Genomic DNA, 26,990 nt, shown 5'->3' with positions numbered 1-26,990 from the left:
AAGGAGAAGTGGCTATAGGCTATGAGGCTATGGGCTAGCAGAACATTTTCTTGGATTTCAAATGATCCAAAACAATAGCCTTTAGCCCTACTTCGCTCTGCGCCTCTGTGTTAAATCAGATCCCCAACCCCTAGCCCCTAGCCCCTGAAACCTGACCCCTACTTCTGCTTGACAATCGCGCTGAGGTTTTGTATAGTATTCATCGAAGCGTTTCGACTATGCGTTTCGACTACACGCTTCGATAAACTAAGCTAACCGCCACAAGCGAGAACGGGGGGCATTGTGCCAACGATGGTCGATGTCGCGAAACGGGCCGGGGTTGCGCTCAGCACCGTCTCATATGCACTCAATGGAACGAGGCCGATCTCTGAAGAAACCCGCCAGCGGATTTATGCCGCGATGGAGGAGCTGGGTTACAAGCCGCATGCCTTAGCTCGCGGTTTGGCCAGCAAGCGTAGCAAAATTATCGCCCTGCTTTTCCCCACGCCTGAACGTGGCTTAGGCTTAACTGAGCTTGAGTTTGTTACCAGTGCGGCGGAAGCGGCTCGCAATAAAGGCTACCACTTGGTTTTATGGTCGTTGCCCACCGATTCCAGCGAGCTACGCCAACTCTTGCAACAAGGCCTTGTCGATGGCGTGTTGGTGATGGAAGTCCACCTCAATGATCCACGGATTGAATTACTGCGCGAGCTTGAATTTCCCTTCAGCATGATTGGGCGCTGTGCCGAAAGCATAGGCATGAGCTATGTTGATATTGATTTTGATCGGACGACCCAACTCGCAGTCAATTGCCTCGCTGAGCTTGGCCACCGCCAAATTGGCTTTATCAATCATTCACAAGAGGCATTTGAAGCTGGCTACGGACCGACCGTGCGGGTGGCGCAACGCTTCAATGAGGCGATTGCTGCCGCTCAATTACACGGCGTGAGCAGCTTTTGCCACGATTCAGTTGCCGCAGGCTACGAAACCTTCAACCAACTTTTAACCGATCATCCAGCTTTGAGTGGCTTGATTGTGATGAATGAACGGGCAATTCCAGGCATCATTCAAGCTGTCAGCGAACGTGGCTGGAGCATTCCCGACGATATTTCGCTGATTTCGCTGGTTTCTTCGGCGCGGGTTGCCGAAATGACCTTGCCAACCCTGACGACTTTAGAACCACCAATCGCCGAGCTTGGGGCGTTGGGGGTCGATTTACTCATCCAACAACTCGAAGCCCAAGATCGCGAGTTGCCCCAAGCACTTTTGCCATGTCAATTAGTTGTGCGCGGCAGTACCGGTCAAGCACGGCGCACAGAACGATAGTTCACCACCGCTCACTCGTCGGCTGAAATTAACAATGACTATGGTAACGCTCCCAAGGAGGACACAGATGTCCACATCGAAGTCAACGTTCCGACTCTCTTTTATGCTACTCTTGGTTTTGATCACCAGCATCTTGGCGGCTTGCGGCTCTGAGACCGCTACCACTGCGCCAAGCGGCAGCACCACCACCAGCAACGAGCCACGCACCATCAAACTTTGGCACTACGAAGGTGCTAATAGTGCCATGGGTATCGCTTGGGCCGAGTCAATCAAACAATTTCAAGCATCACACCCTGGCGTAACGATTCAGTTTGAAGAAAAAGGCTTCGAGCAAATTCGCCAAACCGCTGGCATGGTGCTCAACTCCGATGAAACTCCCGATATTTTGGAATACAACAAAGGTAATGCAACCGCTGGCTTGCTTTCAACCCAAGGCTTGCTGACCGATCTTTCCGAGGTGGCGACCCAACGCGGTTGGGATAAATTGCTTAGCTCCAGCTTGCAAACCACCGCCCGCTACGATGAAAAAGGCGTGATGGGCGCTGGCAAATGGTTTGGCGTGCCCAACTATGCCGAATATGTCATGGTCTATTACAACAAAGACATGTTCGCCAAAGCCAATTTGCAAGTGCCAACCACCTTGGCCGAATTCGAAGCCGTGATGGATGCCTTTGTGCAACAAGGGGTCACGCCACTCTCAGTCGGTGCTGCTGAATATCCCGCCCAACAGATTTTCTATGAATTGGTGCTTAGCCAAGCTGATCGCGAATTCGTCAATGCCTTCCAACTCTATCAAGGCGATGTCGATTTCCGTGGCCCTGAGTTTACCTATGGCGCAGAAAAAATGGCTGAATGGGTCAGCAAAGGCTATATCAGCAAAGATGCCACTGGGATCAAAGCCGAAGATATGGGCGTGGCCTTCACCAATGGCACATTCCCAATCATGATTTCGGGTAGCTGGTGGTACGGTCGCTTCACCGACGAAATCAAGGGCTTTGAATGGGGCACATTCTTGTTTCCAGGCAACAAATTGCACCCAGGCTCAAGCGGTAACATCTGGGCGGTGCCAACCAATGCCAAAAACAAAGATCTGGTCTACGATTTCATCGATATCACGATGAGCCAAGACATTCAGACCTTGTTAGGTAATTCTGGTGGTGTGCCAGTCAACGCCGACGTGAGCAAAATTACCAACGAAAAGAACAAAGAATTGATCCAAAACTTCGATGCAATTTCCAAGGCCGATGGCTTAGCCTTCTACCCCGACTGGCCAGCCCCAGGTTTCTACGATGTCTTGGTTGCCAACGTTCAAGAATTGATCGATGGGACTAAAACACCCAGCGAAATGCTCGATGCAATCGCTATTCCATATCAAGAAAATCGGGCAACGTTAGGGAAGTAAGGAGTAGGGGTCAGAGGTCAGGGGCTAGGGATTAGGACATTAATCGTCAGTCTCATCCCTTAACCCTCGCCTCTGACAATAAATAGGGTCTTGTGGCTAGGATTTAGGGGAAAAGCATAGCGATTCTGACCCCCGACCCCTAGCCCCTGACCCCTGATCAACGTTCTAGCTTCCAATCGAAAGGTTACGGCAATGATGCTTAAACGTTCAACAAACAGCGGCTACTGGTGGTTTTTGCTACCTGGCTTGATTCTGTTTGTGATGGTTATCGCCATTCCCTTCTTGATGAATATTGGCACAAGTTTTACCAACTGGCAGGGTGTCGGCACGCCAAAATGGGCTGGGCTTGATAACTATGCCCGCTTGTTCCGTGATAGCACCTTTTGGGCATCATTCCGTAACAACTTGGCGATGCTGATTGCTATGACGATTGTGCCAACCTTGCTAGGTTTATTGCTGGCAGCGGTGCTCTACGATTACATTGGCAATAAATTTGGCTCTGGCACGGCGAGCTTTTTTCGGGCAGCCTTTTATCTGCCGCAAATTTTGCCCGTGGCGATTGCTGGCGTGGTGTGGGCTTGGATTCTGCACCCCAACTATGGAGCGCTGAATGGCTTGCTCGAAACGCTTGGCCTCGAAAATTTGACCCGCAACTGGCTGGGTAATCGCCAAACTGCCTTGCCTAGCGTCATGATGATTATGGTTTGGTTCCAACTAGGCTATCCGCTGGTAATTTTCATGGCTGGTTTGCAACGCATCGATCCTGAGATTTACGAGGCAGCGGTGCTCGATGGCGCAAGCTGGTTTGATCGCTTTCGCTTTATCACGATTCACCTGATTCGGCCTGAAATTTTTGTGGTGCTGCTAACGACCACAATTGCCTCACTCAAAGTTTTTGGCCAAATTTATGTGCTGACCCGTGGCGGCCCAGGTAATGCCACCTTGGTTCCTTCCTACTTTGCCTATCAAAACTTCTTCGAGAAGGCCAATGTTGGCTATGGCGCAGCGATTGCCACCGTCATGACCTTGATCATCATTGTGCTGACGATCATCTTTATTCGTCGCCAATCAGCCGAGGAGCTTTAAGATGACCAGCCTACCAATCAAATCGACCCTTAAAAAACCACATCAGGCTGGCTTTGGCCGCTACTTGGTCTTGGCTGCGCTGATTATTGCAGTGCTGGTGGTGCTGCTGCCTTTTGCAATTGTGGTGATCAATGCCTTCAAAACTCCGACTGATTATGCCAGTAACGGCCCGCTCAGTTGGCCAAGCGCATGGTCGATCGATGGGATCGTCGAGTTTTGGCAGCGGGTCGATTATAGCCAGAAGTTGCTCAATAGCTTGCTGATTAGTGCGAGCGTGGCGGTGATCGGTGTGCTGTTATCGTTGCTGAATGCCTTTGCGCTTGGGATTGGCCGCATCAAAGGCCGCGTTTGGCTGTTGATTCTATTTATGGTTGCCAACACCCTGCCCCAAGAATCACTGGTTTATCCGTTGTACTACCTCTCCAAAGAATTCGATCTCTACAACACACGCTTTGTCGTGATCTTGATTTTCTCGGTGATTCAGAGCGCCTTTGGCACCTATTTGCTCTCATCGGTGTTCAGCACGTTTCCCAAAGAGATGCTCGAAGCAGCAATGTTGGATGGCTGTAACAAACTGCAACTCTTGTTTAAGATTATTGTTCCGGTCAGCCGCCCAACCCTCTCGGTGCTCTTTACCTTCTTTTTCATCTGGACATGGAACGAATTTTTCTTGCCGTTGATTTTGTTGATTAGCAACGATCGCCAAACGGTGCCGATTGCGGTGGGCGTGCTGCAAGGCCAACGCAACATGGAAGCCACCTTATCTAGCGCTTCAGCCTTGTTGGGAATTCTGCCCTGCTTCATCTTCTTCTTGATCTTCCAACGCACTCTGACCAAAGGCATCGCCGCAGGTAGTGTGAAGTGATCAGAGCATAGAGCATAGAACATAGAGCATAGGAGTTGGGGATCGGTTGGCGGGGGTTGGGGATCAGGCTGTTGGCCATTGATCACAGGAATATAATCCTACAAATCTGTGCCAATCTGTGGCCAAAACAACCTTCGCGTTCTTCGCGGTTCCGTCCTTCGTGTCCTTTGTGGATCAACATAAGGATTAAACAATGAAATTTACTGATGGATATTGGATGATGCGTGAGGGCGTTAATGCGCTCTTTGCATCACAGGCCTATGATGGCCAGATTAACGATACAACCCTGACGGTCTATGCGCCAGGCAAGCGCATCAATCATCGGGGCGATACACTGAACCTAGGCACAATTACCGCCCGTTTTTCCTCGCCCATGCCCGATGTGGTGCGGGTCAAACTTACCCATTTTGAAGGCCAACGTTCACTCGGCCCCAATTTCGCAATTGCCGAATCGGCTAATGAGAGCGTGAGCACTAGCGAAGATGAGCAAGAATTTCGCTTGACCAGCGGCAAATTGAGCGTGCAAATCCCCAAAACTGGCGATTGGAGCATCAATTTTTGGGCTGAGAATCGCCGCATTACCAGCAGTGGCCGCAAAGGCGTTGGCTACATAAGCATGGCCGATGCTGGCGAATTTATGCATGAGCAATTATCGCTTGGAGTTGGTGAGCAAGTCTATGGCTTGGGTGAACGCTTCACCGCCTTCGTCAAAAACGGCCAATCAGTCGATGTTTGGAACCAAGATGGTGGCACGGGCAGCGAGCAAGCCTACAAAAATGTGCCATTCTACCTAACCAATCGTGGTTATGGTGTGTTCGTCAATCAGCCCGAAAACGTGGCCTTTGAAATTGCCTCGGAAAAAGTTTCGCGAGTGCAATTTAGCGTGCCAGGCCAAAGCCTCGAATATTTCGTGATCTATGGCCCAACGCCCAAGGAAATTCTGGAAAAACTGACTGCTTTGACAGGCCGCCCCGCTTTGCCACCAGCATGGTCGTTTGGTTTATGGCTCACCACTTCGTTTACCACCTCGTATGATGAGCAAACCGTCACCAGCTTTATCCAAGGTATGGCCGACCGCGATTTGCCCTTGCACGTTTTCCATTTCGATTGCTTTTGGATGCGCGAATTCCACTGGTGTGATCTTGAATGGGATTCACGCACCTTCCCTGATCCTGAGGGCATGCTCAAGCGGCTCAAAGATCGTGGCTTGAAGATTTGTGTTTGGATCAATCCGTATATTGCCCAGCGCTCGGCGATGTTCCGCGAAGGTATGGAGCATGGCTACTTGGTCAAGAAGCCCAACGGCGATGTCTGGCAATCGGATATGTGGCAATCAGGCATGGGCTTGGTCGATTTCACCAACCCCGCTGCTTGTGCTTGGTATGCAGCCAAACTCAAAAGCCTGCTCGATATGGGCGTAGATTGCTTCAAAACCGACTTTGGCGAACGAATTCCAATCGATGTAGCCTATTTCGACGGCTCCGATCCCCAGCGGATGCACAACTACTACACTCATCTTTACAACAAAACCGTGTTTGATTTGTTGAAAACTGAGCGCGGCGAAAACGATGCGGTGGTGTTTGCGCGATCGGCGACGGCTGGTGGCCAACAATTCCCGGTGCACTGGGGCGGTGATTGCGAATCGACCTTCGAATCGATGGCTGAAAGTTTGCGCGGCGGTTTATCGTTAGGGCTTTCAGGTTTTGGCTTCTGGAGCCACGATATTGGCGGCTTCGAGGGCATGCCACCAGTTGAAATTTACAAACGCTGGATTGCCTTTGGCATGCTTTCATCACACAGCCGTTTGCATGGTAACCACACCTATCGCGTGCCGTGGATTTACGATGAAGAAGCCGTCGATGTGCTGCGCTACTTCACCAAACTCAAATCACGTTTGATGCCCTATCTTTATGGTGCTGCTGTGACCGCTTCCACCAGTGGCATTCCAGTGATGCGAGCCATGTTGCTGGAATTTCCCAACGATCCGACCTGCGATTTCCTTGATCGCCAATATATGTTGGGAGATTCGTTGTTGGTTGCGCCAGTATTCGCCTATGACAACACGGTGACCTACTATGTGCCTGCTGGCCGCTGGACGCACATTACGACTGGTGCGGTGGTTGAAGGCCCGCGCTGGGTCACCGAAACTCACGACATGTTGAGCCTGCCATTATTGGCTCGCCCCAACAGCTTGATTGCGATTGGCAACAACAGCGAGCGCCCCGATTACGACTATAGCAGCGGCGTGACCCTGAATTTGTACCAATTGGGCGATGGTCAAGCCGCCTACACTATGGTTCCTGCAACCAATGGCGATATTGCGGCCTCGTGGAGTGCCCGCCGCGATGGTGACACGATCAGCATCGTGCAAGAAGGCCAAGCCAGCGATTGGCAAGTGGTGTTGGTTGGTGTGCAACAAGTCGCCAGCGCCGACGGCGCTTTAGTCGAGCAACATCCGCTCGGCGTGCAGCTCACCGCACTTGATCACGCCACCAAGTTGGTGGTCAAGTTGAAGTAGGGCGTAAGAACATAGAACACAGAACATAGAACAGAGAAGTTGAGGATTGGAAAAGGTTTAGGGGCCAGAACTGAAGGATGAAAAGACACTGTGGGTAATTGTAAAACGTTAGAAAAACACTTCTTAGCGTTCTTCGTGTCCTTCGTGGTTTCATCCTTCGCATGCTTCGTGGAGCAACATAAGGAATTAAATCATGACACAACATAAATTTAGCTTTGGATTATGGACAGTTGGCAATGTTGGGCGCGACCCATTTGGCGAGCCAGTGCGCAAAACCCTCTCGCCAGTTGAAATTGTCCATTTGTTGGCTGAAGTTGGGGCATGGGGCGTAAATTTTCACGATAATGATTTAGTGCCGATTGATGCCAGCGCCAGCCAAAAAGCCCAAATTGTGGCCGATTTCAAGCAAGCGCTCAAGGATACTGGCTTGGTTGTGCCGATGGCAACCACCAATTTATTTGGCCATCCGGCCTTCAAAGATGGCGCGTTTACCAGTAATGATCCGGCTGTGCGGGCCTATGCCTTGCAAAAAACCATGGCGGCCATGGATTTGGGCGCTGAATTTGGCGCGAAAACCTATGTGTTTTGGGGTGGCCGCGAAGGCAGCGAAACCGATGCCTCAAAAAATCTGCTGGAAGGCTTGAAGTGGTTCCGCGAAGCGCTCAACTTCTTGTGTGACTATAGCAATGCCCAAGGCTATGGCTATCGTTTCGCCTTGGAAGCCAAGCCCAATGAACCACGCGGCGATATCTTCTTGCCCACCACCGGAGCCATGTTGGGCTTTATTCAGACCCTCGATCAGCCAGAGATGGTGGGTGTCAATCCAGAAGTTGCCCACGAAACCATGGCTGGCTTGAATTTTACCCATGCGGTGGCCCAAGCGCTTGATGCTGGCAAACTATTCCATATCGACCTCAACGATCAAAATAGTGGCCGCTACGACCAAGATTATCGCTTTGGAGCGCAAAACTATAAACAAAGCTTTTTCTTGGTGAAATTACTGCAAGATGCTGGCTACGATGGCCCATTGCACTTCGATGCTCATGCTTACCGCAGCGAAGATCTTGAGGGAGTTAAAGATTTTGCCCGTGGTTGTATGCGCACCTACCAAATTTTGGTCGAAAAAGTTCAGCGCTTCAATGCTGATCCAGAGATTCAAGCGCTATTAGCCCAAATCAACGCCCCAAATGCTGATGTTGAGCGATTCCGTGGTGGCTATACGCCAGAACGTGCCGCTGCGCTCAAAGCCTATCAATTTGATCGCCAAGCGCTTGGCGAACGCGGCCTCGGCTACGAAAAGCTCGATCAACTGACCTTCGAGTTGTTGATGGGAGCGAGATAGAAAGGCAAAAGGCAGAAGTCAAAAGGCAAAAATATCTGTCAATAGTCAGCTTTGTGCTCTTCATGGGTTCAAATTATTGATCCACGAAGAGCACGACGGTTATTTTAGCCACAGATTTCACAGATTTTCCTAGGCTAATATCCCAATAGCCAATAGTCAATAGCTGTATCGCCCCTGCGTCCAGCCCGATCCCCAGCCCCCAACAACCGATCCCCAATCCCTATGTTCTATGCTCTATGCTCTCTGTTCTTTCGCCTTACCCGCAAATTGCCAAGATATGCTATGCTAGGAGCTACAATGTTGCTTGCAATGGGGCAAACAACGAGCTATACAGCACACACGAGGTAGAACAAGCCATGATTGATTGGACCGAAAATTACGGGTTTTTGCTGAATGAACAGCACGATATGCTGCGTAAAACTGTGCGCGATTTTGCTGAAAAAGAAGTCGCTCCCTACATCCAAGAATGGGATCGTAAGGGCGCTGGTGAGCATGCCGGAACTGCCGAGCATATGTTGCCAATTATCAAACGCATGGGTGAACTCGGTTTTCTCGGGGTGTGTCTACCACAAAAATATGGCGGTGCAGGCTTCGATTATTTGGGGCTAGCAGTCGTTTGTGAAGAATTAGAGCGGGTTGATACATCGCTGCGGGTGATTCTCAGCGTGCATACTGGCCTCAACTCGTTGGCCGTGTTTCAATGGGGCACTGAAGAACAAAAGCAAAAATATCTTGTACCCCAAGCGACTGGCGCAAAAATTGCCGCCTATTGTCTGACCGAGCCAAATGCTGGCACCGACGTTGCTGGTATGCAGTCAACCGCTGTGCTCGAAGGCGATCACTATATTCTCAACGGCGAAAAAACTTGGATTAGCCTCTCAGATTTGGCCGACCATTTCTTGGTGGTAGCCTACACCGACAAGGGCAAAAAGCAACGTGGCATGACGGCGTTTATCGTCGAACGCAGCTTTGAAGGTGTTTCAACGATGCCAATTCATGGTAAGTTGGGCGTGCGGGCTGGCAACACAGGTAGCGTCGTATTCGAAAATGTGCGCGTACCAGTTGCCAATCGCTTGGGCGAAGAAGGCGAAGGCTTCAAAATTGCCATGACGGCGCTCGATAATGGCCGCTATACTGTGGCAACTGGAGCAACTGGCTTGATCCAAGCTGCTTTAGAAGCTTCAGTCAAGTATTCCAAAGAGCGCGAAACCTTTGGTGTGCCGATTGGTCAACATCAATTGGTTAAGCGCATGATCAGCCATATGGTGCTGAAGTTGGAAACTGCCCGCTTGTTGTGCTATCGCGCTGGCTGGCTCAAAAACCAAGGTATTCGCAACACCCGCGAAACCACCTTGGCCAAATGGCATGCTACTGTCGAAAGTTTCAACTGCGCCAACGATGCAATTCAAATTCATGGAGCCTATGGTTTTAGTGACGAGTATCCAGTCGAACGTTATTTGCGCAATAGCCGTGGCGCGGTAATTTACGAAGGAACCCGCGAGTTGCAAGAACTGTTACAAGCGGATTTTGCGCTCTCAGAGCGTGAAAACAAGCCTTTGCGCTGTGAGCTACCAGCCTACGATGAAGAGGCTTGGAACGCCTAAACAGCCTTGGCTGTCGGAGCGAACACCACCGCGAGCAAGGGTTTTTGAGCTTGTTCGCGGTGGTCGTGTTTTTAAGGAGGAAGTATGTCGCGTTGGATTATTATCGTTGTTCTGATCTTTTCAGGTTTTTCTGCCCAATTTGTTCAGCAATCAAATCCTGAGCTTTCCCCCGCTGCCGTTCCAGCTGGCTTCACCCAAACCGTAGTTGTCCCTACCAGTAGCCTCGATGCCCCAACTGCCTTTACTTGGTTGCCCTCTGGTGAAATGTTAATTACCCAGCAAAATGGTGAATTGCTTAGCTGGAATGGCACTAACACTCGCACCGTAATGAGCCTTGGCAATCGAGTTTGTTACGACTTTGAGCGTGGTTTGCTTGGCATCGCGGTTGATCCGCAATTTACCAGTGGTCGTCCGTATGTCTATGTCTACTATACCTTCAATAAATTTAACCAAACTTCGAACAATTGTCCTCGTCAGAGCACAACCGTTAATCCAGTTAATCGAGTTTCACGCTTTACCTGGAGCAATAATGTACTCGATATCAACTCAGAATCGGTCTTGATTGATAATATTGGGTCGTACAACGGCAACCACAATGCTGGCGATCTTGGCTTTGGCAAAGATGGCAAGTTGTATATTAGCGTTGGCGATGGCGGTTGCGATTATCTCGATAGTGGCTGTGGTGGCGCAAATGATGCCTCACGCGAACAACATACCTTGCTTGGCAAAATTTTACGGATCAATGCTGATGGCACGATTCCTAGCGATAATCCGTTTACTGGCAGCGGCACGGCGCGTTGTAACACTGGCTCAGTTGCTAGCGGCACAATTTGCCAAGAAACCTGGGCTTGGGGGTTTCGTAATCCCTACCGTATGACCTTCGATCCTAATGCCAGCGGCGTGCGCTTGTTTGTCAACGATGTTGGCCAAAATGTGCGCGAAGAAATCGATGAAGTTGTGGCAGGCAAGGATTATGGCTGGAATTGTCGCGAAGGTACGCGGGTCAATAATTCAACGGGGCCATGTTCGCCAACGCCCGCCAATATGGTTGACCCAATTTATGAATATAGCCATGGCAATGCTGGTGCACCATTTATTAATTGTAATTCGATCACTGGTGGCGCGTTTGTGCCCGCCAATACTTTTCCCAGCAATTACAGCGGCTATATGTTTGGCGATTATGTTTGTGGCAAAATCTTTATGATTTCAGCCCAAGCACCCTACAATTCGGTTCTAACTTTCTCAGATGATCCTGGATCAGTCACGCATATGGCGTTTGGTCCCAACGGCGGTCGCCAAGCGTTATTCTACGCAACCTATGCCAATGGTGGCGAAATTCGCCGCATTAGCTATGATGGTAGCAGTAGCTTGAATTCAGCGTTTACGGCCAACCCCAGTTTTGGCGCGGCTCCCTTGGCCGTGACCTTTACTGCTAGCAATCCGAGCAGCGGCGCAAGCTATTTGTGGAATTTTGGCAATGGCACGAGCCGCGAAACTAACACGGCCAGCACATCCTACACTTACGCCAACAATGGCACCTACACTGCAACCCTGTATTTGCGTGGCAGCAACGGCGATTTATCGAACGTGAGCCAGGCAATTGTGCGGGTTGGGGCGACTGCACCGAATGCCAGCATCACCCAACCAAGCTCAAGTGCCCAATTTGCGGTTGGCCAAACAATCCAAGTGCGAGGACAGGCCAGCGATGCCGAACAAGGCCAATTGCCAGCCAGCGGTTTATCGTGGAAAGTGATTTTGCATCACGATACCCATACCCACCCCTATTTGACCCAACCAACCACCAATAGTTTTAGCTTTACTGCACCAGCCCCCGAAGATTTATTGGCGGCCAGCAACAGCTATTTGGAGCTTGAGCTGACTGCGACTGACGATAGCGGTTTGAGCCATGTCGTCACCCAAACTATCCAACCGCATAAAGTCAATGTGACCTTGGCCTCAACCCCGAACGCTAACGCCAATTTTGTGGTCAATAACGACCCGATCGAAGCCGATGATCCATTTATTTCGTGGGAAAACTACAGCCTACGTGTAACTGCGCCAGTCTATGTTGATAGCAATCGTTGGTGGCGTTTTGTGCGCTGGAGCGATAACAATACCAGCAATCCACGCACCTTTACGACACCTGCCAGCGCCACGACTTACACCGCAGTCTACGAAGAATTTACCCCCTATCAGCTCTATTTGCCAATTTTGCGCAAAAATCATCAATAATCAAGCATAATCCAAAACCATAGGCATCAACGCCCTTTGATCGATACCATCAAAGGGCGTTGGTGGATGCCGCGCCAAAAGGTGTAGAGCCGATTGGTTCAGCCTAAATTCAGCTCCCAACAGCTACACATCCAAGATACATCTTTTGCAGGCTGCCGATTGTAGGCTGAGCCAGCTATAGTTTGGCTAGTTTCAACCAGAGGAGCTAGCAATGCAAAATCCATCTTCAACGGCTTGGTTGGGTCGGTTTCTGAGTATTTGGCTGGGCCAAGTTTTTTCATTAGTTGGAAGCCAATTAGTTCAATTTGCGATTATTTGGAATTTAACTCTACGCACTGGTTCGGCCACAACCTTGGCTTTTGCCACATTAATGGCGATGTTGCCAGCGGTGCTGCTTTCGCCGTTTATTGGCACTTGGGTTGATCGCATGAATCGCCAAGTGATTATGTTGGTTGCTGATGCCTGTTCGATGTTGGTGACGATTGGCTTGGCTTTGCTCTTTTGGCGCGGAGCTGATGCAGTGTGGCATATTTACGCAGCATTATTATTACGTTCGATTTGTGAGCGATTCCATGCCACAGCTATGGGTGCTTCAACCGTATTACTTGTGCCCAAAACCCATTTGGCCCGGGTTCAAGGCCTCAATCAAGCCTTGAATGGCGGTATGAATATTGTTGCGGCACCATTGGGCGCATGGCTGATTGCCAAATTTCCCTTGCAAGTCGTTTTATCAATTGATGTAGTTACAGCCTTGTTGGCAATTTTACCTTTGCTCTTTGTGCGTATTCCCCAGCCGCAACGTGATGCCGACCGCAAAGTTACCTTTTGGCAAGATATGCGCGAAGGCTTTATCTATGTGATTGGCTGGCGTGGCTTATTGATTAGCTTAATTATGGTGAGCATGATCAATTTGGTGATGACTCCGATTGGCTCGTTGTTGCCTTTGCTCGTGACCAAAATTTTTGGTGGCGGAGCCAGCGAATTGGGCTGGATGGAAGCAGCGCTCTCAATTGGGATTATTCTCGGCGGGATTTTATTGAGCATTTGGGGTGGCTTCAAGCGGCGGATTGTTACAGCCTTGTTTGGCTTGGTGTTGCTTGGTAGTTTTACCTTGTTGATGGGAATCATGCCTAGTTCATTGATTTGGGCGGCGATTGCTATGAACGGTTTGGTTGGCTTGAGTTTGCCAATCGTCAATGGCTCGTTTGGCGCGATGATTCAAGGTGTAATTGCGCCCGAATTGCAAGGCCGCGTGTTCTCGTTGGTTGCCAGCTTTGCCACGGCCATGGCTCCACTGGGCCTGTTATTGGCTGGCCCAATTGCCGATAGTTTTGGCCTGCGAGTTTGGTACATTCTTGGTGGTGTGGTGACGATTGCAATGGGCGTGTTGGGTTTTGGTCTGCGCTCGGTTATGACAATGGAAAGCCAAAATCAAGCGACTGAGCCAACGATGGTTGAGGCCACACTAAGCCAAGCCTAAATATAACGTTGAAATAGGTTGGATGCTTTGTTGGCGCAACCCCCTCTCTTGCATTGTGTGGGAGAGGGGGTTGTTTAATTATTTGGCTACTTAATCAAATTCAAATCTTTATCGCGCAAGCCGACCAAGGCCATCTCGCCTGCCTCGTTGATATGCAGTTCAGCATAACGAGCCTCAGCAAAACGCTCGCCAGTGCCCTCTTGGAAGAAGAATGTATCTGCTGCCAGCTGCACGTCATAACCTCGCGAACGATATTTGAGCCGTTGTTGGTTGGCAGCCAAAGCTTGCTCACCATATTCAAAATGCGAAAATGTGCCAATATTCTGCTGATCAACCGTGAGCACCAACACACCTTTGCTTGAAAATGCTTGATCATAGGAAAATGGGAACGTATCGTAATTCAACTGCATATAATCGCCTTGCAGCAACGAGCGTGGATCAACTGGGGCTAATTCGAGGTAGACCACCCGCCCCGTATTGATTACTTCTTCGCGTTGCACCACACTGAAATTAACCAAGCCCAAACAAGCCACCAAACTGAGGATAATTAAGCCATAACGAATACTCATAAAGCTTCCTTTTGATTCAATTTCAGCACCAATGCCCGAATTGTCAGCAATGTCATTCCAGTGGCAAACAAGATGATTGATTTGTAGAGCAATGAAATATTAAGATTGTAGTAATACAAACTCAATGCGCCGATTAATGCCAAACAGCCAAACCCAAACATTACCGGATAGCCGCGCCAATAGCTGAGCAAAATAATCAACAGGGCAATAATGATCGCTGGCGTATTGATCCCAACGAAGGTGATAAATAATAAGCCAAGCCCGATACAGCCCAGTTGAATTAGCCCCAATTTATACTCAAATTCATTAATAATCATCCAAATAGTTGTGCCCAAGCAGATAATCGCGACCAGTGCTGGCAAAATAAAGAAACTGCCGTGTGAGAAAAATTCAGCCCAATTGAAGTTGATTAGCAGACTGGAGATGCCCATAAACAGCAGCATGCCATAGGCTATTGGCGAAGCACTTGACCAACGCTGATCTTCATGAATTTTTGCTTCAAACCACATCAGGAGTGAAAAGCTAATGATCATAATGCTCAACAGGAGATATATATAATTGAAACTTTCGACCCAATTGCTCAGATCCCCTGCAATGACATGGATGGATGTAATTACTGCCAAGGTTGAGATTAAGCGTTGAGTGAAATCACGATGGCCAACAAATAGGCCTATTTCTAAGACAATCACCCCAAGCGCTGCAACTATCAATGAGTCAACAATTTCTGCCCAGCCGCTGATTGCTAGCAGTTGACCAGTGATGCTGATTGCTAGGGCGAGTTGACGTAAAAAGGTTGATGTTTGACTGCGGCGATTAATCCCAAATGCAGCGGCACACAATCCCAATCCAACAACCAATGCCCCAAATTCATTGGTAATAATGCTGGTAATGCCCAAAAAAGTAAGAAACATGAATGCCGCGAACCATGCTCCAATCCCAGCAAAAATTCGCATATACCATGGGTCTTCGCTGGGTGGTTGGGCTGAAAGCACAAATGTTGGTGGCTCAAGCTCAAGATCAGCGAACAATTGGCGTAGGCTATAGCGTGTAGTGTTCATGCATGGCCTCCTAGCAGTTGTTGACGTTGGCGCACCCAGAGAATTGAGCCAACCGTTTGACCCAAAATGATCATGCCAGCGAGCAGGAATGTTGCGCCAGAATCATACGAAAGCCATTCGAAGAGCCAACGATCGACGAAAAACCAGATTGCGCCAAGGCTGGCTAAGGCTAGTAGCCCATCAAACCTGACAAAATGATGGTAGATTGTCATACCAGCTAACACCACAATTGCTAGGAGATAGAGGATAACCCGTGCAGGATTAAGCTCGTTCGACCCATAGCTGAAAAATCGATCACCAAAATTAAAGCTGATCAGCACCAGTACCCATAACAAAGCTAACCCAAGCACCCGATGTAGCCAATTAGTTTGGAGCCAAGCTAGTTTACGTTGGCGCAAACCCTCAACCAGCGCAAAACTGAGCCCATTGAAAATCAACAAGGCGAATAAATCGTTAGCTTGACGCGAATTGCCAATTTGATCGTAATAAAGCACAATCGTAAGGTTCCAAAGCCCCCACCACAGCAGCCACAACGGCGCAAAATTGCCAGCAATTGCCAAGCCGGTGATCACCAAGGCCCAATTCAAAAAGAGGGTATAGGCATCAGCACCAGTTTGGTAAATTTGGCCAAATAGCGCCATCAGTGCGCCAACTAAACAAGCGCCGACGGTTAATAAAATTTTGCCTTGAATTCGTTCCAAGCCATACCACAAGGCTGCCACGATTGAGCTGAGCAATGCGCCTTCAACTAAGCCCAGTTTGGCGAAGCGATGCATGCTGGCCCAATTGAAAGCAAAGAAGAAATAGACCCCACAAACCGCCAAGCCAGCACCCAGCACCAGCAAGATCAGGTTGAAAAAGCGTACCCAAGCTTGGGCCGTTGGCGTAAACCCGCTTAGTTGTAAGGCGCGTTTCATCATTGCCCGATTAAAAATTCCCTCATCGACGTAATGATGCAGCAGGTCGCGGGTTGGGGCTTGATCAAGTGGATCTGGAAGTTCGATCATACAAGCCTTTCTTTCTATCACTCAGTTGATCTACTGCTATTGTAAATCTAAGCTGCTCCCATGGAATGTAACCAAAGGTACACCTACTGGGTGATTCTGGCGCTAATTTAATTGGGTGTTTTGGAACAGAGAGAGGGACAAGCAATTAAAGAGGCTTCACAACGCAGCGGATGCTATTTCTGCCAATCTGCCACAAACTGGCGTTGTAGATCGTTGCTTGGTGAGGGGTAGCGGTAGTCGCGGGTGTTTTGGCGTAATCGCGTCATTTGTTCTATTGCTTGGGTATATTCCCAGCCTTGTTCGACGAGCAAGCAGCCGATGACTGTGCCTGTTCGGCCTAGCCCGCCCCAACAATGGACATACACATTTTGTTGCTGATCAAGCGCATTAATTATTTGCGCCAGAATCGCTTGCATCTGGGAAACTGATGGAATGTTCATATCGGGGATTGGAAAATGATAGCGAACGAGCGCTGGGCTTGCTTGAATTTGGTGCAGCGCCGCGCTGTAATCGCCCAATTCTTGGGTTTCGGCTTGCTCAGTCAGATCAATAAAAACAGTGATTTTGGCCTGGCTAAAGTGCTGTAAACGCTCATGTAACGGCTCTTTTTCCAACAGCATGGGATGTTCGCCCGCCAGCAAACGCCCTGGAAGCACCCAATACGAAGCCGAAATCGGTGTAGCAAGCATTGTTGGCTGATTCATTTGTTGCCATAAACTATTGTTGGTCATACGTAACTCGCTTATCGACTAGTTTTGGCTGCATGTAACTGGCGTAAATGTTCGGCGGTGGCGGCATTGGCTGGAAAAAATGCCTCAATCGCCAATTCTGAAACTGTCACGTCAATTGGTGTGCCAAACACCATGGTTGTGCTAAAAAAGCTGAGCATGCCATGGGCGGTGCGCAACGTGAAGGGCAAGGCAATATCCATGCTTTCATGATAGGGCGGAATCGGCGTAGTATGAGTTTGATTCGTGGGATAGGCCGCCAATTCATGATACAGCTCATCCAAATACGTATCGGCGGTTAGCTCGATTTGGTGGCGCAAACGGGCCAATAAATGCGCTTTCCAAGCCGCTAAATTGACAATCTGTGGTGCTAAGCCCTCAGGATGCAGGCTCAAGCGCAAGACATTAACTGGTGGAGTTAATAAATCTGTGGCTACGCCTGCCAGAAAATAATCAATACAATTATTGGCCATTATCATCTGCCAATGGCGATTAATCGCAATCGCTGGATATGGCTCGTGGCCGTGCAACACATGCTGAATTGCCTCGCGAGCAGGATCTAAATCGCCATCATCAAGCGAACGCTCGCTGAACAACGGTGCAAACCCGGCCGCCACCAACAACACATTTTGCTCACGCAGCGGTACTTCTAAATGCTCAGCCAAATGCAACAGCATATCGCGGCTAGGCAATGAACGTCCAGTCTCCAAGAAACTCAAGTGTTTGGTTGAAATATTGGCATCGCTGGCCAGATCAAGCTGGCTCAAGTGGCGACGCTGCCGCCAAGTACGAATCAGTGAACCAATTGCTGCTTGTTTCATAGCTGCATCTTAGCATAATTTGGGTAGTTGCCACGATTACCTCAGAGGTAATTGTGCTGCCAACCATCAGCGCCTATGCTGCATCTAGGTTCTTCAACCTGACGCTGTTGGGGTTTGACGATAATTACAACAAAGGAGCAATCGTATGCGTTGGTTACAACACCCTCAATTATTACGCTATGCAATTCGTTTTGATGGAATGAGCGCTGGAGTTTTGATGGCTGGCTTGCTGGGCTTGAATCAACCGCTGGCGGCATTTTTTGGTTTGCCAAGTAGCTTTTTGTGGTATGTCGGCTTGGGCTTGATTCCATGGGTGAGCTGGTTGGTGTGGCTCTCGTTTCGGCCAACGATCAAGCGCGGGGCGGCTTGGTTTGTGGTGGCAGTCAATGCCTTGTGGCTGGCCCAAAGTGTTTGGCTAATTGTTGGGCCTAGCTTTGATCCAACAGTTTGGGGCTATGGTTTTCTCATCTCGCAAGCGATTTTGGTGCTGCTGATTACCGAAACTGAAATTATTGCTTTGCGGCGCAAATTGGTAAATGCCTAAACCTAATCAAGAGGCAGGATGGCACTGCTGTCGAGGCCATCCTGCCTATGCGCTTAATTACCAGCAATCTCTAGCATGCGTTCGAGCGCCAAACGGGCTTTTTGCTTGATGGCAGTTGGCACAGCAATTTGATTGACGACATTGCCCTCAACCAAATTCTCCAAGACCCAACATAATTCCTCAGGATCGATCCGATACATCGTTGAACAAAGACAGGCAAATGGCGAGACAGAGACAATCGTTTTATCAGGATTATTGGTTTGTAAACGATTGACCAAGTTGATTTCGGTGCCAACTGCCCACATGCTGCCTGCTGGAGCCTCGTTGATCGTTTTGATGATGTAGGCAGTTGAGCCAACATAATCAGCCTCGTTGGTCACGCCCAAGGTGCATTCAGGGTGCACAATCACATTAATTTCGGGGTGTTTTTCGCGCCAAGCTTTGATGTAGGCTGGGCGGAATTGAGCGTGTACCGAGCAGTGACCAGCCCATAGCAACACTTCAGCTTCACGAATGGCCTCTGGTGTATGCCCGCCATAGCGCAAATTAGGATTCCAAACCAACATTTTATCGAGCGGAATGCCAAGTTTCGCAAACGCGGTATAGCGGCCAAGGTGCTGATCAGGCAGGAACAGCATTTTGGGGCGGAGATTTTTGGCCCAGCGCACAATTGGCTCAGCATTGGATGAGGTACAGCAAGCTCCTCCATGTTCGCCGACAAAAGCCTTGACGGCTGCCGATGAGTTGACGTAAGTAATTGGCATGACCTGGGCCTCGGCATCGCCCAAAATCTCGTTAAGCTCATCCCAAACTTCTTCAAGCTGTTCGATATCGGCCATATCGGCCATCGAGCAACCAGCGGTATGGTCGGGCAGAATCACGGTTTGGTCGTCGCGACCGAGAATATCGGCGCTTTCGGCCATGAAGTGAACGCCACAAAAGACGATATATTCGGCGGCAGTTTTGCGCGCATCAACCGAAAGCCCATAGGAATCGCCACTTAAATCGGCATGCTTGACCACATCATCACGTTGATAGTGGTGGCCCAGAATCACCAAACGCTCGCCCAATTTGGCCTTAGCCGTAGCAATCCGTTGATCCAATTCCTCGATTGAAAGCCCTGCATAGTCCTCGGCACGTTCATGTGCCACGCCAATTGCTTCGGCTGCGATGACGGTCATGATGACTCTCCATTGGGTAAACATTTAGTAAGTGTCATTTTGACACTATAAATCGTGAGAAAAAGAGCGGAACGTATCAAACGCCCCTAATAATGTCATTCTAACACAATGATCAGTAGTGTCAAGATGACAATTTTGATTAAGTGGGGATCGGGGATCGGTTGTTGGGGATCAGGATTTAGAATCAGGCTAGTTTAACTTTTATCCTTAGCCCTTCGTGCTCTTTGTGTCCTTCGTGGTTAAAAGCAAACTCCCCGACCCCCAACAACCGATCCCCCATTTTAACCTGGCAAACAAAAACGCTCTTGAGCACCATGGCCAGCGGTGTAGACCAAGCCGCGATTGCGCAGATCGCGCAGTAGGCGGGTGGTGGTGGTGCGATTGACTCCAATTGCCGAGGCAAGTTGTTCATGGGTTAAGCGAATATCAATTAATGTGCCTTGTTCGGTTGGCTTGCCAAATTGCTCGGCTAATAATCCCAACAACCCTAAAATGCGCTGATCGCTATAGCCATTGGCTTGCATCGAAGCCCAACGCTCCATTTGGCTTAATCGGCTGCGCAGGCGTTGTAATAATGATGGATGCTCGGCAACCTGCGCCCAAGCATAGACTTGACCAACGACATCGCTATGGGCATATAGCTGGACACTCGATTGTTGCTCGGTGCTATACACCAACTGTTGTGGGCCGCATAAGCTGACCAGCACCTGCGAACCATCGCTATGCAACGTGGCTAACCCCACCACGCCTTCATTAATTAATAAGATATGCTCGGCTGGCAGGCTGATTAATGTGCCCCGTTGATAATGGCGTTGGCGCTGTTTGACAATGGGGTCGCTCTGGCCTGCGATATAGTTGCTGCGCTGGCTCAGCACATTCAGCAACAATTGCTCGGTGCAACTATCAGTCAACACAATATCGGCGCTAGCTTTGTAGGCCGCAATCGAAAGCTCGATCTGGCCGCTCAAATTCCAGCCGATCCACGGCATATTCCAGGTTGGTAGGGTGGTGGTCAGTTGTTCAAGCTCAGCTTGGTTGTTGAAACAAGCGACAACGATGGTTTGGTGCGGTAGGGCTGGCAATTGAGCCAATTGATTCAACGGCAAGAGCATTGGGATATAGCCCTGTTCCATCAACAGGTTGGTTTGAATGCTGGCGGTGCTGGTGTGATTAATTAACAAAATAAATGAGGCTGACATACTGCTGCTTCCTTTCAAAATCATGCCACAACGACTCAACCACGGTTGAGCTTCTCGAAGTTTGACATCATGAATTGAATGATTAGGCAGAACGTGGCGGGGGTAGCTTGGGTAGCAAATCAAACGAGGCTAAATGCAGCCGTTGCTGATAGATGCGCTGGGTTTGTGGTTTGACTTGGAGCAATAAATTCAGGCTAATCAGCACCATTGCAAACAAGGCCACCAGTTGATGGCGATGCAGCGCAGTGCTCAGCATGTGATCTGAAGTGGGGCTGCTGTCCGAGGGCGTTTCGAGTCGACAGACAAACATGGCTGCGCTAGGGTTGGCTTGAACATGGGCGGCATTGCTGAAACTTAATTCATGGATGATACAGGCGATTGGACAAATCAGCGCTAGTTGCAGAATAAAGTAGCAACAGCAAAACCAGCCCCAACGGCTGAGTTTGCTGCGACGGATGGTTTGTCCCAATTGTTGGCCTGCATGTGCCATGAGCTTGTTCCACCAAAACTAGTGGCATCATAGCATATTATTTAAGCTTTTGGTGCAGAATTGGCTCAATTATTAATGGTTGTAAACGGGGCCAGCAATGCCAAGCCATGGCAATTGCCGCTGCACATTCAAGGCCGCTCGCAATAAAAATTGCTGCTGACCATGGCCAAATGCTGGCCCAAACCAGCACTGCTAGCGCGATATGCAGCAAACCGCTGGCCGACCAAACCAGCCACGGCGAACCACGCCAGCCATTGGCATCAAGCCGTGGCAAAATCCAAAAGGCTACGCCAAAAATTAAATTCAGTAGCCAGCCCACTAGCATGGCATGAATGTGGGCGGTGCGCCAATACCAAATCCATGGCCAAACCCCAAATGCCTTGCTTACCAATAAGATGCCACCAACGCTGCCGCCAATCACCAAATAGAGCAGGGCAGCTCGAATGCTGATTTGACTAAATTTCGGCATACTTCCCTCGCCTATTTGGCTTTGACCGCTTTGCCCTTGACCCGTGGCCAAAGCATCAGCAAAATTAGCCATAATGCGCCGACTTGCAAGATTGCCGCAACGACCACCGCCCAGCTGACGATTGGGCTTGGTTGCCATTGCAGCATTGGCTCAACCACGCTACGCAGCCCAAGCCCAAGATTAAAGGTGATATACGCAGCCCAAGCAATTCGTTCGTTGCCACGTGGCTGCTCACGGGTATGCACTGGAAACAGCCAAATCGCCACGCCCACAATCAACTGAGTAACCCAACCAACCATCAATGCGTGATAAAACACAATTTGCAAAGCTGCTAACGGATTGGTTTTGAAGCCCCACAGTTGGCTAGTGAGCATGGCGCTGCCTAAACCAAACGCCAGCACCAGCCAAACAAATGCCGTGCGAATATAGTAACGAGCAAGTGTTGGCATGATCCTGGCTCCTCGAAATTAGGCTGTTTTGCCCAAAATGGCGGTTAAATCGGCGACGATCGGCGCTAGCTCAACTTGATGGGCTTGGGCGGCTTGGCTCAGGCTTAATCCGCCACCGCAACACAAATCAAAGCCATGTTGACGTAAAACAGCCATAACGTCGGGGTGGGCTTCGGCTAATGCGGCGAGAGTGCTTTCGGCGATAACCTGTGGGGTTACAGTTGTAGTTGACATAAATTTAATGCTCCTTGCAACAATTAAGCTAGGTCTAGCATACCCGTGACAGAACTGTTGAGCAGCGACTTTTCTCACAAGCAGCTATCTAGGCAGCATGCGAGAAAAGTCGCAGCCAAACCAATTGTAAGGTTCTAAGCTAGCGCTATGTAATTACAACGGCTGGCCAACATCCAAATTGCATATCGATCACTGGCGATCCCCAGCATCGATTGATGGTTCGCTTTCAAGCAAGGAGCATCGCAATGAACCGCCGATCATTCACTATGGTAGTGATTTTTAGTCTATTGTTAGCAAGTATTGCCGCATGTAGCGATCAAGCTACACGAACGAGTAGCCTTGCCCCAACCGCTTCGGCTAAGCCCGAAAGCCAAGTTGTGAGTCAACAAGCTAGCCAACCAACCAGCCAAGAAGTGTTGGAAATTCATTCGTTTGATATGGGCTTCAAACCACAGAATCTCACAGTGCCAAGTGCTGGCGTATATACAATTAAATTAGTCAATGATGGGGTGATTCCTCACGATATTACCTTTCCTGATGGCACCGTTATTAGTGCTAAAGCCAACGAAACAGTGACTGGCGAGGTCACAATTCCGGCTGAGGGCATGAAATTTATTTGTGCTGTACCTGGCCACGAAGCTGCGGGCATGAAAGGCTCAATTCAAGTTGCCTCGGCTGATGCAGCCGCAGTTACCCCAACCATGATGGATGACCATAGCGGGCCTGCGCCAGAGAGCGATATTGCCGCCGATGAGTCGGCTCCTGAATATATGTTGCACGATGCTAAAGCGCCAACTGCCTTGGAAGGTACGGTGCATGATGTTGAATTAGTGGTTGAAGAAAAACCAATGACTGTGGCTCCAGGCTATGTCCAGCATGTTTGGACATTTGGCGGCACAGTGCCAGGTCCGGTCATTCGGGTGAAGGTCGGCGATACTGTGCGGATTCACCTTAGCAACCCTAGCTCCAACAAAGTGCCACACTCAATCGATTTTCACTCCAGCGAGGTTGCTTGGAACGACGAAATGACCTCGATCAATGTTGGTGAAGATAAGATGTACGAATGGAAAGCCAATTATGCTGGGGTTTGGATGTATCACTGTGGTACAACTCCCGCGCTGCATCACATTGCCAATGGGATGTATGGGATGGTGATTGTTGAACCTAAGGAAGGCTTGCCAGCAGTTGATCATGAATTTGCCTTGGTGCAAAGCGAATGGTATCTCGGCCCTCAAGGCGATTTAGTCAGCCTCGAAAAAGCTGCTTCAGCCGCTCCAGCCCCAGAATATGTGGTCTTCAACGGCGTTGCCAACCAATATAAAGATCATCCATTGGAAGTCAAAACTGGCGCAAGTGTGCGGGTATTTGTGCTGAATGCTGGGCCAAGCATCGATAGCTCGTTCCACGTGGTTGGTACCATTTTCAACACTGTGATCAAAGAAGGCGTACAATTACGGCCTGAAACTGCCAATGGCTATGGTTCACAAGCTGTCGATTTGGCTCCAGCCCAAGGCGCAATTGTCGAATTTGCGACTGCTGAAGATGGCTTATATCCCATTGTGACCCACGCTTTCAACTTTGTCGGGCGCGGAGCTTTGGGGTTATTCCAAGCAGGCGATGGCGACCCCAAAAACTAGTTGAGCTTGAATATGCAGGCAGCTAGAGTTTATGCTCTGACTGCCTGCTACCGATCGGAGTTGGTGATGGTATTACCTGTGATTAATTTGCAACGTTGTATTGCCTGTGGTGCCTGTGAACATGTTTGCCCAACAGCCGCAGTGGCAATTGAGCAACAGCATGCGGTCTTAGTCAAGCCCGAAGCCTGTACCTTTTGCGATCGCTGCGAAATAGCCTGCCCAACCGAAGCGATTAGCCGCTCGTTCGCGATTCGCTTTGCCCCAAGCAGCCAGCCATTAACTAAAGCTCAGCTTGGGCAGCTAAACCTTGGGGATCGATAATTTCGATCATGCCGCGCTCAAGCCGAATTAAGCCTTGCGCATCAAAGGCCTTCAAGGCACGCCCGACCATCTCACGCACTGAGCCAATATGCGCAGCCATTTCAGCTTGGGTCAAGGGCGCGAGATTAGGGTTTTGTTCGGCTAATGCAGCTTGTTGCAACAATAAACGCGCCAAACGCCCGTTGACCGTATGTAAGGCCAAATTTTCAACTAAGCCAACCAAATTATGCAAACGGTTGGCGAATTCGCCCAACATTGCCAAGGCTAATTCAGGGTGTTGCTGGGCGACTTGGCGGATATGTTCACGCGGAATTGCCAATAATTGGCTGGTAACTAAGGCTTCGCTGGTGGCTGGGCAGCGGGCTTCACGAAACATCGGGACTGTATTAAAATGATCGTAGGCCTCAACTACGTGTAAAATATGCTCGCGGCCCTCGATTGAATGACGTACAACCTTAATCCGCCCGCTATACACCAGATACATTGCTACGGCGGGGTCGCCCTCCAGCGTGATAATCTGGCCACGCTCGACGGTTTGTTCATTAGCATGGCTGCTCAGCGCAGCAATAATCGTTGGCGATAGATCGCGAGTGAAACTGACATGGGCAAATAAAACATTTCGATCCATCAGCGTATCCTCGTTGCACTAGAACTGGACTGCCACCATAGTACAAGGAATTTGCCCAATGCATGCATTACTTTCCCAATTGATTGTTGGTACCTTTCCGCCCTTGGATTTGGCTCAACTGCGCGACCAAAGCGAGCTTGATGGCCCGTTGTGGAGCTACACCACCGATCAACTTAACCTCAATTTGCTGCGTTTTCGTTTTGGCGATGGCATTCCCAATCACCAAAATCACGAAGTTGATGTGCTGTTGATTGTGCTCGAAGGCACGGCTATTTTGGAGATCGATTTGGTGCAACAGCCAATTGGCGTTGGCTCGATCGTCTGTGTGCCGCGTGGTGCAGCCCGTTCAATCCAAGCTACCAGCGACGAATTGATCTATTTTAGTTGCCATCAACGGCGGGCTGGCCTGTTTCCCACAATCACCAAGCATAATGCCATGTGAGAAATATCGCTGTGCAGATCGATCAATCTCCGTACACTAGCCTAAGAATTGCTAGTTGATGGAGTGATAATGATGGCGCGGCATAGTAAATTATTTTGGCTGAGTGGCTTGGTAGCCTTGTTGCTGGCGACGATTGTGCATATGGCTTTGACGGCGGCTGGCCCACAGCGCTGGGATGCTTGGGTGCATCTGCTGCTGTATGGCTGGATCAGTTGTAGTATTTTTGCGGTGAATTACCACACAACTCCGGTATTTAGTGGCCGCAATTTCCCCAAACCGACGTGGTTGGAGTTGCATTGGTTGGTTTGGAGTTTGGGTGTCGTGCTGGCCAGCAGTGGCTTGGTTTGGTATAGCCAACTCAGTTATCGCTTAGGCTTGGGTTTGGAGTGGCTAGGCAGTTGTTTATTTATGTGGAATATTATGCAACTGTTGCGCAGCCCAAAATTGCGCCCAAGCATGCCATCATCACCCTTGCAACAACAGGTTGATAAACTCTCGACCCTCGCCACGAAAACCTCTGGAGCTAGCTTGCCCCTAGCGCTGAGCTTAATTCTAGCCCGCGAATTTGGCTTGATCCATGCCCGTTGGCTGTTGAGCGCTGAGCATTTATTGACCCTTAGTTGGATGATGTTGATGATTATTGGTGTGGCCTGCCATGTCTTGCCGCGTTGGTCGGGCCAAGCAACCCGTGATCCGCGTTGGCTAAAAGTGGGCTTGAGCTTGCATCATCTTGGTTTGCTGAGCATTGTGTTTGGCTTGGGCTTTGATCTGCCTGGCCTCTTTGCGCTTGGGGCCAGTTTCATTTTAGCGGCCTTAGCGTGTTGTGTTTGGCTGTTAATTCCGGCCTTAGCTACTCCGCCTGCCAAGCAACCAAGCCAATTGAGTATTGTGCAACCACGCCGCATCGGCCCCTTGACCATGTGGTCGATTCGTGCAGCAGTATTTTATTTGGCAGTAGGGATTGGTTTGGGTATTAGTTTTGCCTTTGATCGGGCTTTGGGTGCACAGTTACGCCCAATCCATGTTGAATCGAATCTAGCGGGCTTTGCGACGATTCTCATTTATGGAATGGCCTATTTTATGATTCCACGCTTTATGGGGCGACCGTTGGGCTTGGCCAATATTGCTAATTGGCAGGTGTTTTTGGCGATTAGCGCGGTAGCAATGATTGATCTCGGTTGGGCCGGATTAGTCGCTGGTTTGGCTTGGGCACGCTGGTTGCTGGTGTTTGGGGCTAGTATCCATGGCTTGGCGGCATTGCTGTTTAGTTTGAGCATGCTAGCGACGATCTATCAGCCTGTGCCCTTGCGGCGTTTGGCGCATAAATCTTAACTCAGCTTTAATTCTTGGGCTGGCGTTGTAGCGTATAGTGGGGCTGT

At 49.6% G+C, this 26,990-nt stretch carries 26 protein-coding genes; 14 read left to right on the top strand and 12 right to left on the bottom strand.

Features of this window, described 5'->3' with window-relative positions; genetic code table 11:
- Nucleotides 1-291 precede the first annotated feature (291 nt).
- The 9 genes from LCH85_03525 (at nucleotide 292) to LCH85_03485 (ending at nucleotide 13,834) form a co-directional block, all read left to right on the top strand.
- A complete protein-coding gene (locus LCH85_03525; protein ID MCA0351045.1) occupies nucleotides 292-1,305 on the top strand; it encodes a LacI family transcriptional regulator in 1,014 nt (337 codons plus the stop codon).
- A 67-nt stretch (nucleotides 1,306-1,372) separates the two neighbouring features.
- Nucleotides 1,373-2,707 (top strand): extracellular solute-binding protein, encoded by a 1,335-nt coding sequence (locus LCH85_03520; GenBank protein ID MCA0351044.1) that lies wholly within the window; start codon nucleotides 1,373-1,375, stop codon nucleotides 2,705-2,707.
- 192 nt (nucleotides 2,708-2,899) lie between these two features.
- Nucleotides 2,900-3,793 (top strand): sugar ABC transporter permease, encoded by an 894-nt coding sequence (locus LCH85_03515; protein ID MCA0351043.1) that lies wholly within the window; start codon nucleotides 2,900-2,902, stop codon nucleotides 3,791-3,793.
- Nucleotide 3,794: 1 nt separating this feature from the next.
- Complete coding sequence (locus tag LCH85_03510; GenBank protein ID MCA0351042.1) at nucleotides 3,795-4,658, top strand: carbohydrate ABC transporter permease; 864 nt, start codon at nucleotides 3,795-3,797, stop codon at nucleotides 4,656-4,658.
- 193 nt (nucleotides 4,659-4,851) lie between these two features.
- Nucleotides 4,852-7,176, top strand: coding sequence for an alpha-xylosidase (gene yicI, locus LCH85_03505; protein MCA0351041.1), 2,325 nt, complete (start codon nucleotides 4,852-4,854; stop codon nucleotides 7,174-7,176).
- Between the two features lie 193 nt (nucleotides 7,177-7,369).
- The gene (gene xylA, locus LCH85_03500; GenBank protein ID MCA0351040.1) at nucleotides 7,370-8,518 is read left to right on the top strand and encodes a xylose isomerase; all 1,149 of its coding nucleotides are present in this window, start codon (nucleotides 7,370-7,372) and stop codon (nucleotides 8,516-8,518) included.
- Between the two features lie 356 nt (nucleotides 8,519-8,874).
- Nucleotides 8,875-10,122, top strand: coding sequence for an acyl-CoA dehydrogenase family protein (locus LCH85_03495; GenBank protein ID MCA0351039.1), 1,248 nt, complete (start codon nucleotides 8,875-8,877; stop codon nucleotides 10,120-10,122).
- Nucleotides 10,123-10,206: 84 nt separating this feature from the next.
- Nucleotides 10,207-12,354, top strand: a complete 2,148-nt coding sequence (locus tag LCH85_03490) for a PQQ-dependent sugar dehydrogenase (GenBank protein ID MCA0351038.1) — start codon at nucleotides 10,207-10,209, stop codon at nucleotides 12,352-12,354.
- Nucleotides 12,355-12,565: 211 nt separating this feature from the next.
- Nucleotides 12,566-13,834 (top strand): MFS transporter, encoded by a 1,269-nt coding sequence (locus LCH85_03485; GenBank protein ID MCA0351037.1) that lies wholly within the window; start codon nucleotides 12,566-12,568, stop codon nucleotides 13,832-13,834.
- An 86-nt stretch (nucleotides 13,835-13,920) separates the two neighbouring features.
- On the opposite strand, the gene LCH85_03480 is transcribed toward LCH85_03485, so the two are convergent.
- From LCH85_03480 to LCH85_03460, 5 genes are all read right to left on the bottom strand, one after another.
- Nucleotides 13,921-14,403, bottom strand: coding sequence for a GDYXXLXY domain-containing protein (locus LCH85_03480; GenBank protein ID MCA0351036.1), 483 nt, complete (start codon nucleotides 14,401-14,403; stop codon nucleotides 13,921-13,923).
- Nucleotides 14,400-15,461, bottom strand: a complete 1,062-nt coding sequence (locus LCH85_03475; protein MCA0351035.1) for a DUF4401 domain-containing protein — start codon at nucleotides 15,459-15,461, stop codon at nucleotides 14,400-14,402. Before LCH85_03475 ends, LCH85_03480 begins: the two co-directional genes overlap by 4 nt.
- Nucleotides 15,458-16,468 (bottom strand): DUF2157 domain-containing protein, encoded by a 1,011-nt coding sequence (locus tag LCH85_03470; GenBank protein ID MCA0351034.1) that lies wholly within the window; start codon nucleotides 16,466-16,468, stop codon nucleotides 15,458-15,460. The genes LCH85_03475 and LCH85_03470 overlap by 4 nt, the downstream gene beginning before the upstream one ends.
- A gap of 173 nt (nucleotides 16,469-16,641) precedes the next feature.
- Entirely contained in the window at nucleotides 16,642-17,199 is a 558-nt protein-coding gene (locus LCH85_03465; GenBank protein ID MCA0351033.1) for a dual specificity protein phosphatase family protein, read from the bottom strand.
- An 11-nt stretch (nucleotides 17,200-17,210) separates the two neighbouring features.
- On the bottom strand, nucleotides 17,211-18,017 hold the full coding sequence (locus LCH85_03460; GenBank protein MCA0351032.1) for a helix-turn-helix transcriptional regulator: 807 nt from the start codon (nucleotides 18,015-18,017) through the stop codon (nucleotides 17,211-17,213).
- Between the two features lie 145 nt (nucleotides 18,018-18,162).
- Between LCH85_03460 and LCH85_03455 the strand changes: the two genes are divergently transcribed.
- Nucleotides 18,163-18,561 (top strand): hypothetical protein, encoded by a 399-nt coding sequence (locus tag LCH85_03455; protein MCA0351031.1) that lies wholly within the window; start codon nucleotides 18,163-18,165, stop codon nucleotides 18,559-18,561.
- A gap of 53 nt (nucleotides 18,562-18,614) precedes the next feature.
- Here the strand turns inward: LCH85_03455 and nadA are convergent, their stop codons facing one another.
- The 6 genes from nadA to LCH85_03425 form a co-directional block, all read right to left on the bottom strand.
- Nucleotides 18,615-19,742: a quinolinate synthase NadA gene (gene nadA / locus LCH85_03450; protein MCA0351030.1), complete on the bottom strand. Its 1,128-nt coding sequence runs from the start codon at nucleotides 19,740-19,742 to the stop codon at nucleotides 18,615-18,617.
- A 281-nt stretch (nucleotides 19,743-20,023) separates the two neighbouring features.
- Nucleotides 20,024-20,941, bottom strand: coding sequence for a Crp/Fnr family transcriptional regulator (locus LCH85_03445; GenBank protein ID MCA0351029.1), 918 nt, complete (start codon nucleotides 20,939-20,941; stop codon nucleotides 20,024-20,026).
- A gap of 82 nt (nucleotides 20,942-21,023) precedes the next feature.
- Nucleotides 21,024-21,431 (bottom strand): hypothetical protein, encoded by a 408-nt coding sequence (locus LCH85_03440; protein MCA0351028.1) that lies wholly within the window; start codon nucleotides 21,429-21,431, stop codon nucleotides 21,024-21,026.
- A gap of 37 nt (nucleotides 21,432-21,468) precedes the next feature.
- A complete protein-coding gene (locus tag LCH85_03435) occupies nucleotides 21,469-21,900 on the bottom strand; it encodes a hypothetical protein (protein ID MCA0351027.1) in 432 nt (143 codons plus the stop codon).
- 11 nt (nucleotides 21,901-21,911) lie between these two features.
- Entirely contained in the window at nucleotides 21,912-22,349 is a 438-nt protein-coding gene (locus tag LCH85_03430) for a hypothetical protein (GenBank protein ID MCA0351026.1), read from the bottom strand.
- A gap of 18 nt (nucleotides 22,350-22,367) precedes the next feature.
- A complete protein-coding gene (locus LCH85_03425) occupies nucleotides 22,368-22,583 on the bottom strand; it encodes a DUF542 domain-containing protein (protein MCA0351025.1) in 216 nt (71 codons plus the stop codon).
- 245 nt (nucleotides 22,584-22,828) lie between these two features.
- Between LCH85_03425 and LCH85_03420 the strand changes: the two genes are divergently transcribed.
- Together LCH85_03420 and LCH85_03415 are read left to right on the top strand one after the other, a co-directional pair.
- A complete protein-coding gene (locus tag LCH85_03420) occupies nucleotides 22,829-24,220 on the top strand; it encodes a multicopper oxidase domain-containing protein (protein ID MCA0351024.1) in 1,392 nt (463 codons plus the stop codon).
- 66 nt (nucleotides 24,221-24,286) lie between these two features.
- Nucleotides 24,287-24,541 (top strand): 4Fe-4S binding protein, encoded by a 255-nt coding sequence (locus LCH85_03415; GenBank protein ID MCA0351023.1) that lies wholly within the window; start codon nucleotides 24,287-24,289, stop codon nucleotides 24,539-24,541.
- Here LCH85_03415 and LCH85_03410 read toward each other — a convergent pair.
- A complete protein-coding gene (locus LCH85_03410; GenBank protein ID MCA0351022.1) occupies nucleotides 24,501-25,169 on the bottom strand; it encodes a Crp/Fnr family transcriptional regulator in 669 nt (222 codons plus the stop codon). The genes LCH85_03415 and LCH85_03410 overlap by 41 nt on opposite strands.
- A gap of 58 nt (nucleotides 25,170-25,227) precedes the next feature.
- Here LCH85_03410 and LCH85_03405 point away from each other — a divergent pair, with 58 nt between their 5' ends.
- Together LCH85_03405 and LCH85_03400 are read left to right on the top strand one after the other, a co-directional pair.
- On the top strand, nucleotides 25,228-25,611 hold the full coding sequence (locus LCH85_03405) for a cupin domain-containing protein (GenBank protein MCA0351021.1): 384 nt from the start codon (nucleotides 25,228-25,230) through the stop codon (nucleotides 25,609-25,611).
- Nucleotides 25,612-25,680: 69 nt separating this feature from the next.
- A complete protein-coding gene (locus LCH85_03400) occupies nucleotides 25,681-26,943 on the top strand; it encodes a hypothetical protein (protein ID MCA0351020.1) in 1,263 nt (420 codons plus the stop codon).
- The last annotated feature ends 47 nt before the right edge of the window (nucleotides 26,944-26,990 follow it).

Source organism: Chloroflexota bacterium (assembly GCA_020161265.1).
In the GTDB taxonomy this organism is placed as follows: Bacteria; Chloroflexota; Chloroflexia; order Chloroflexales; family Herpetosiphonaceae; genus Herpetosiphon.
The sequence above is the reverse complement of the archived record's forward strand: the minus strand, read 5'-3'. Positions and strand labels throughout refer to the sequence as shown.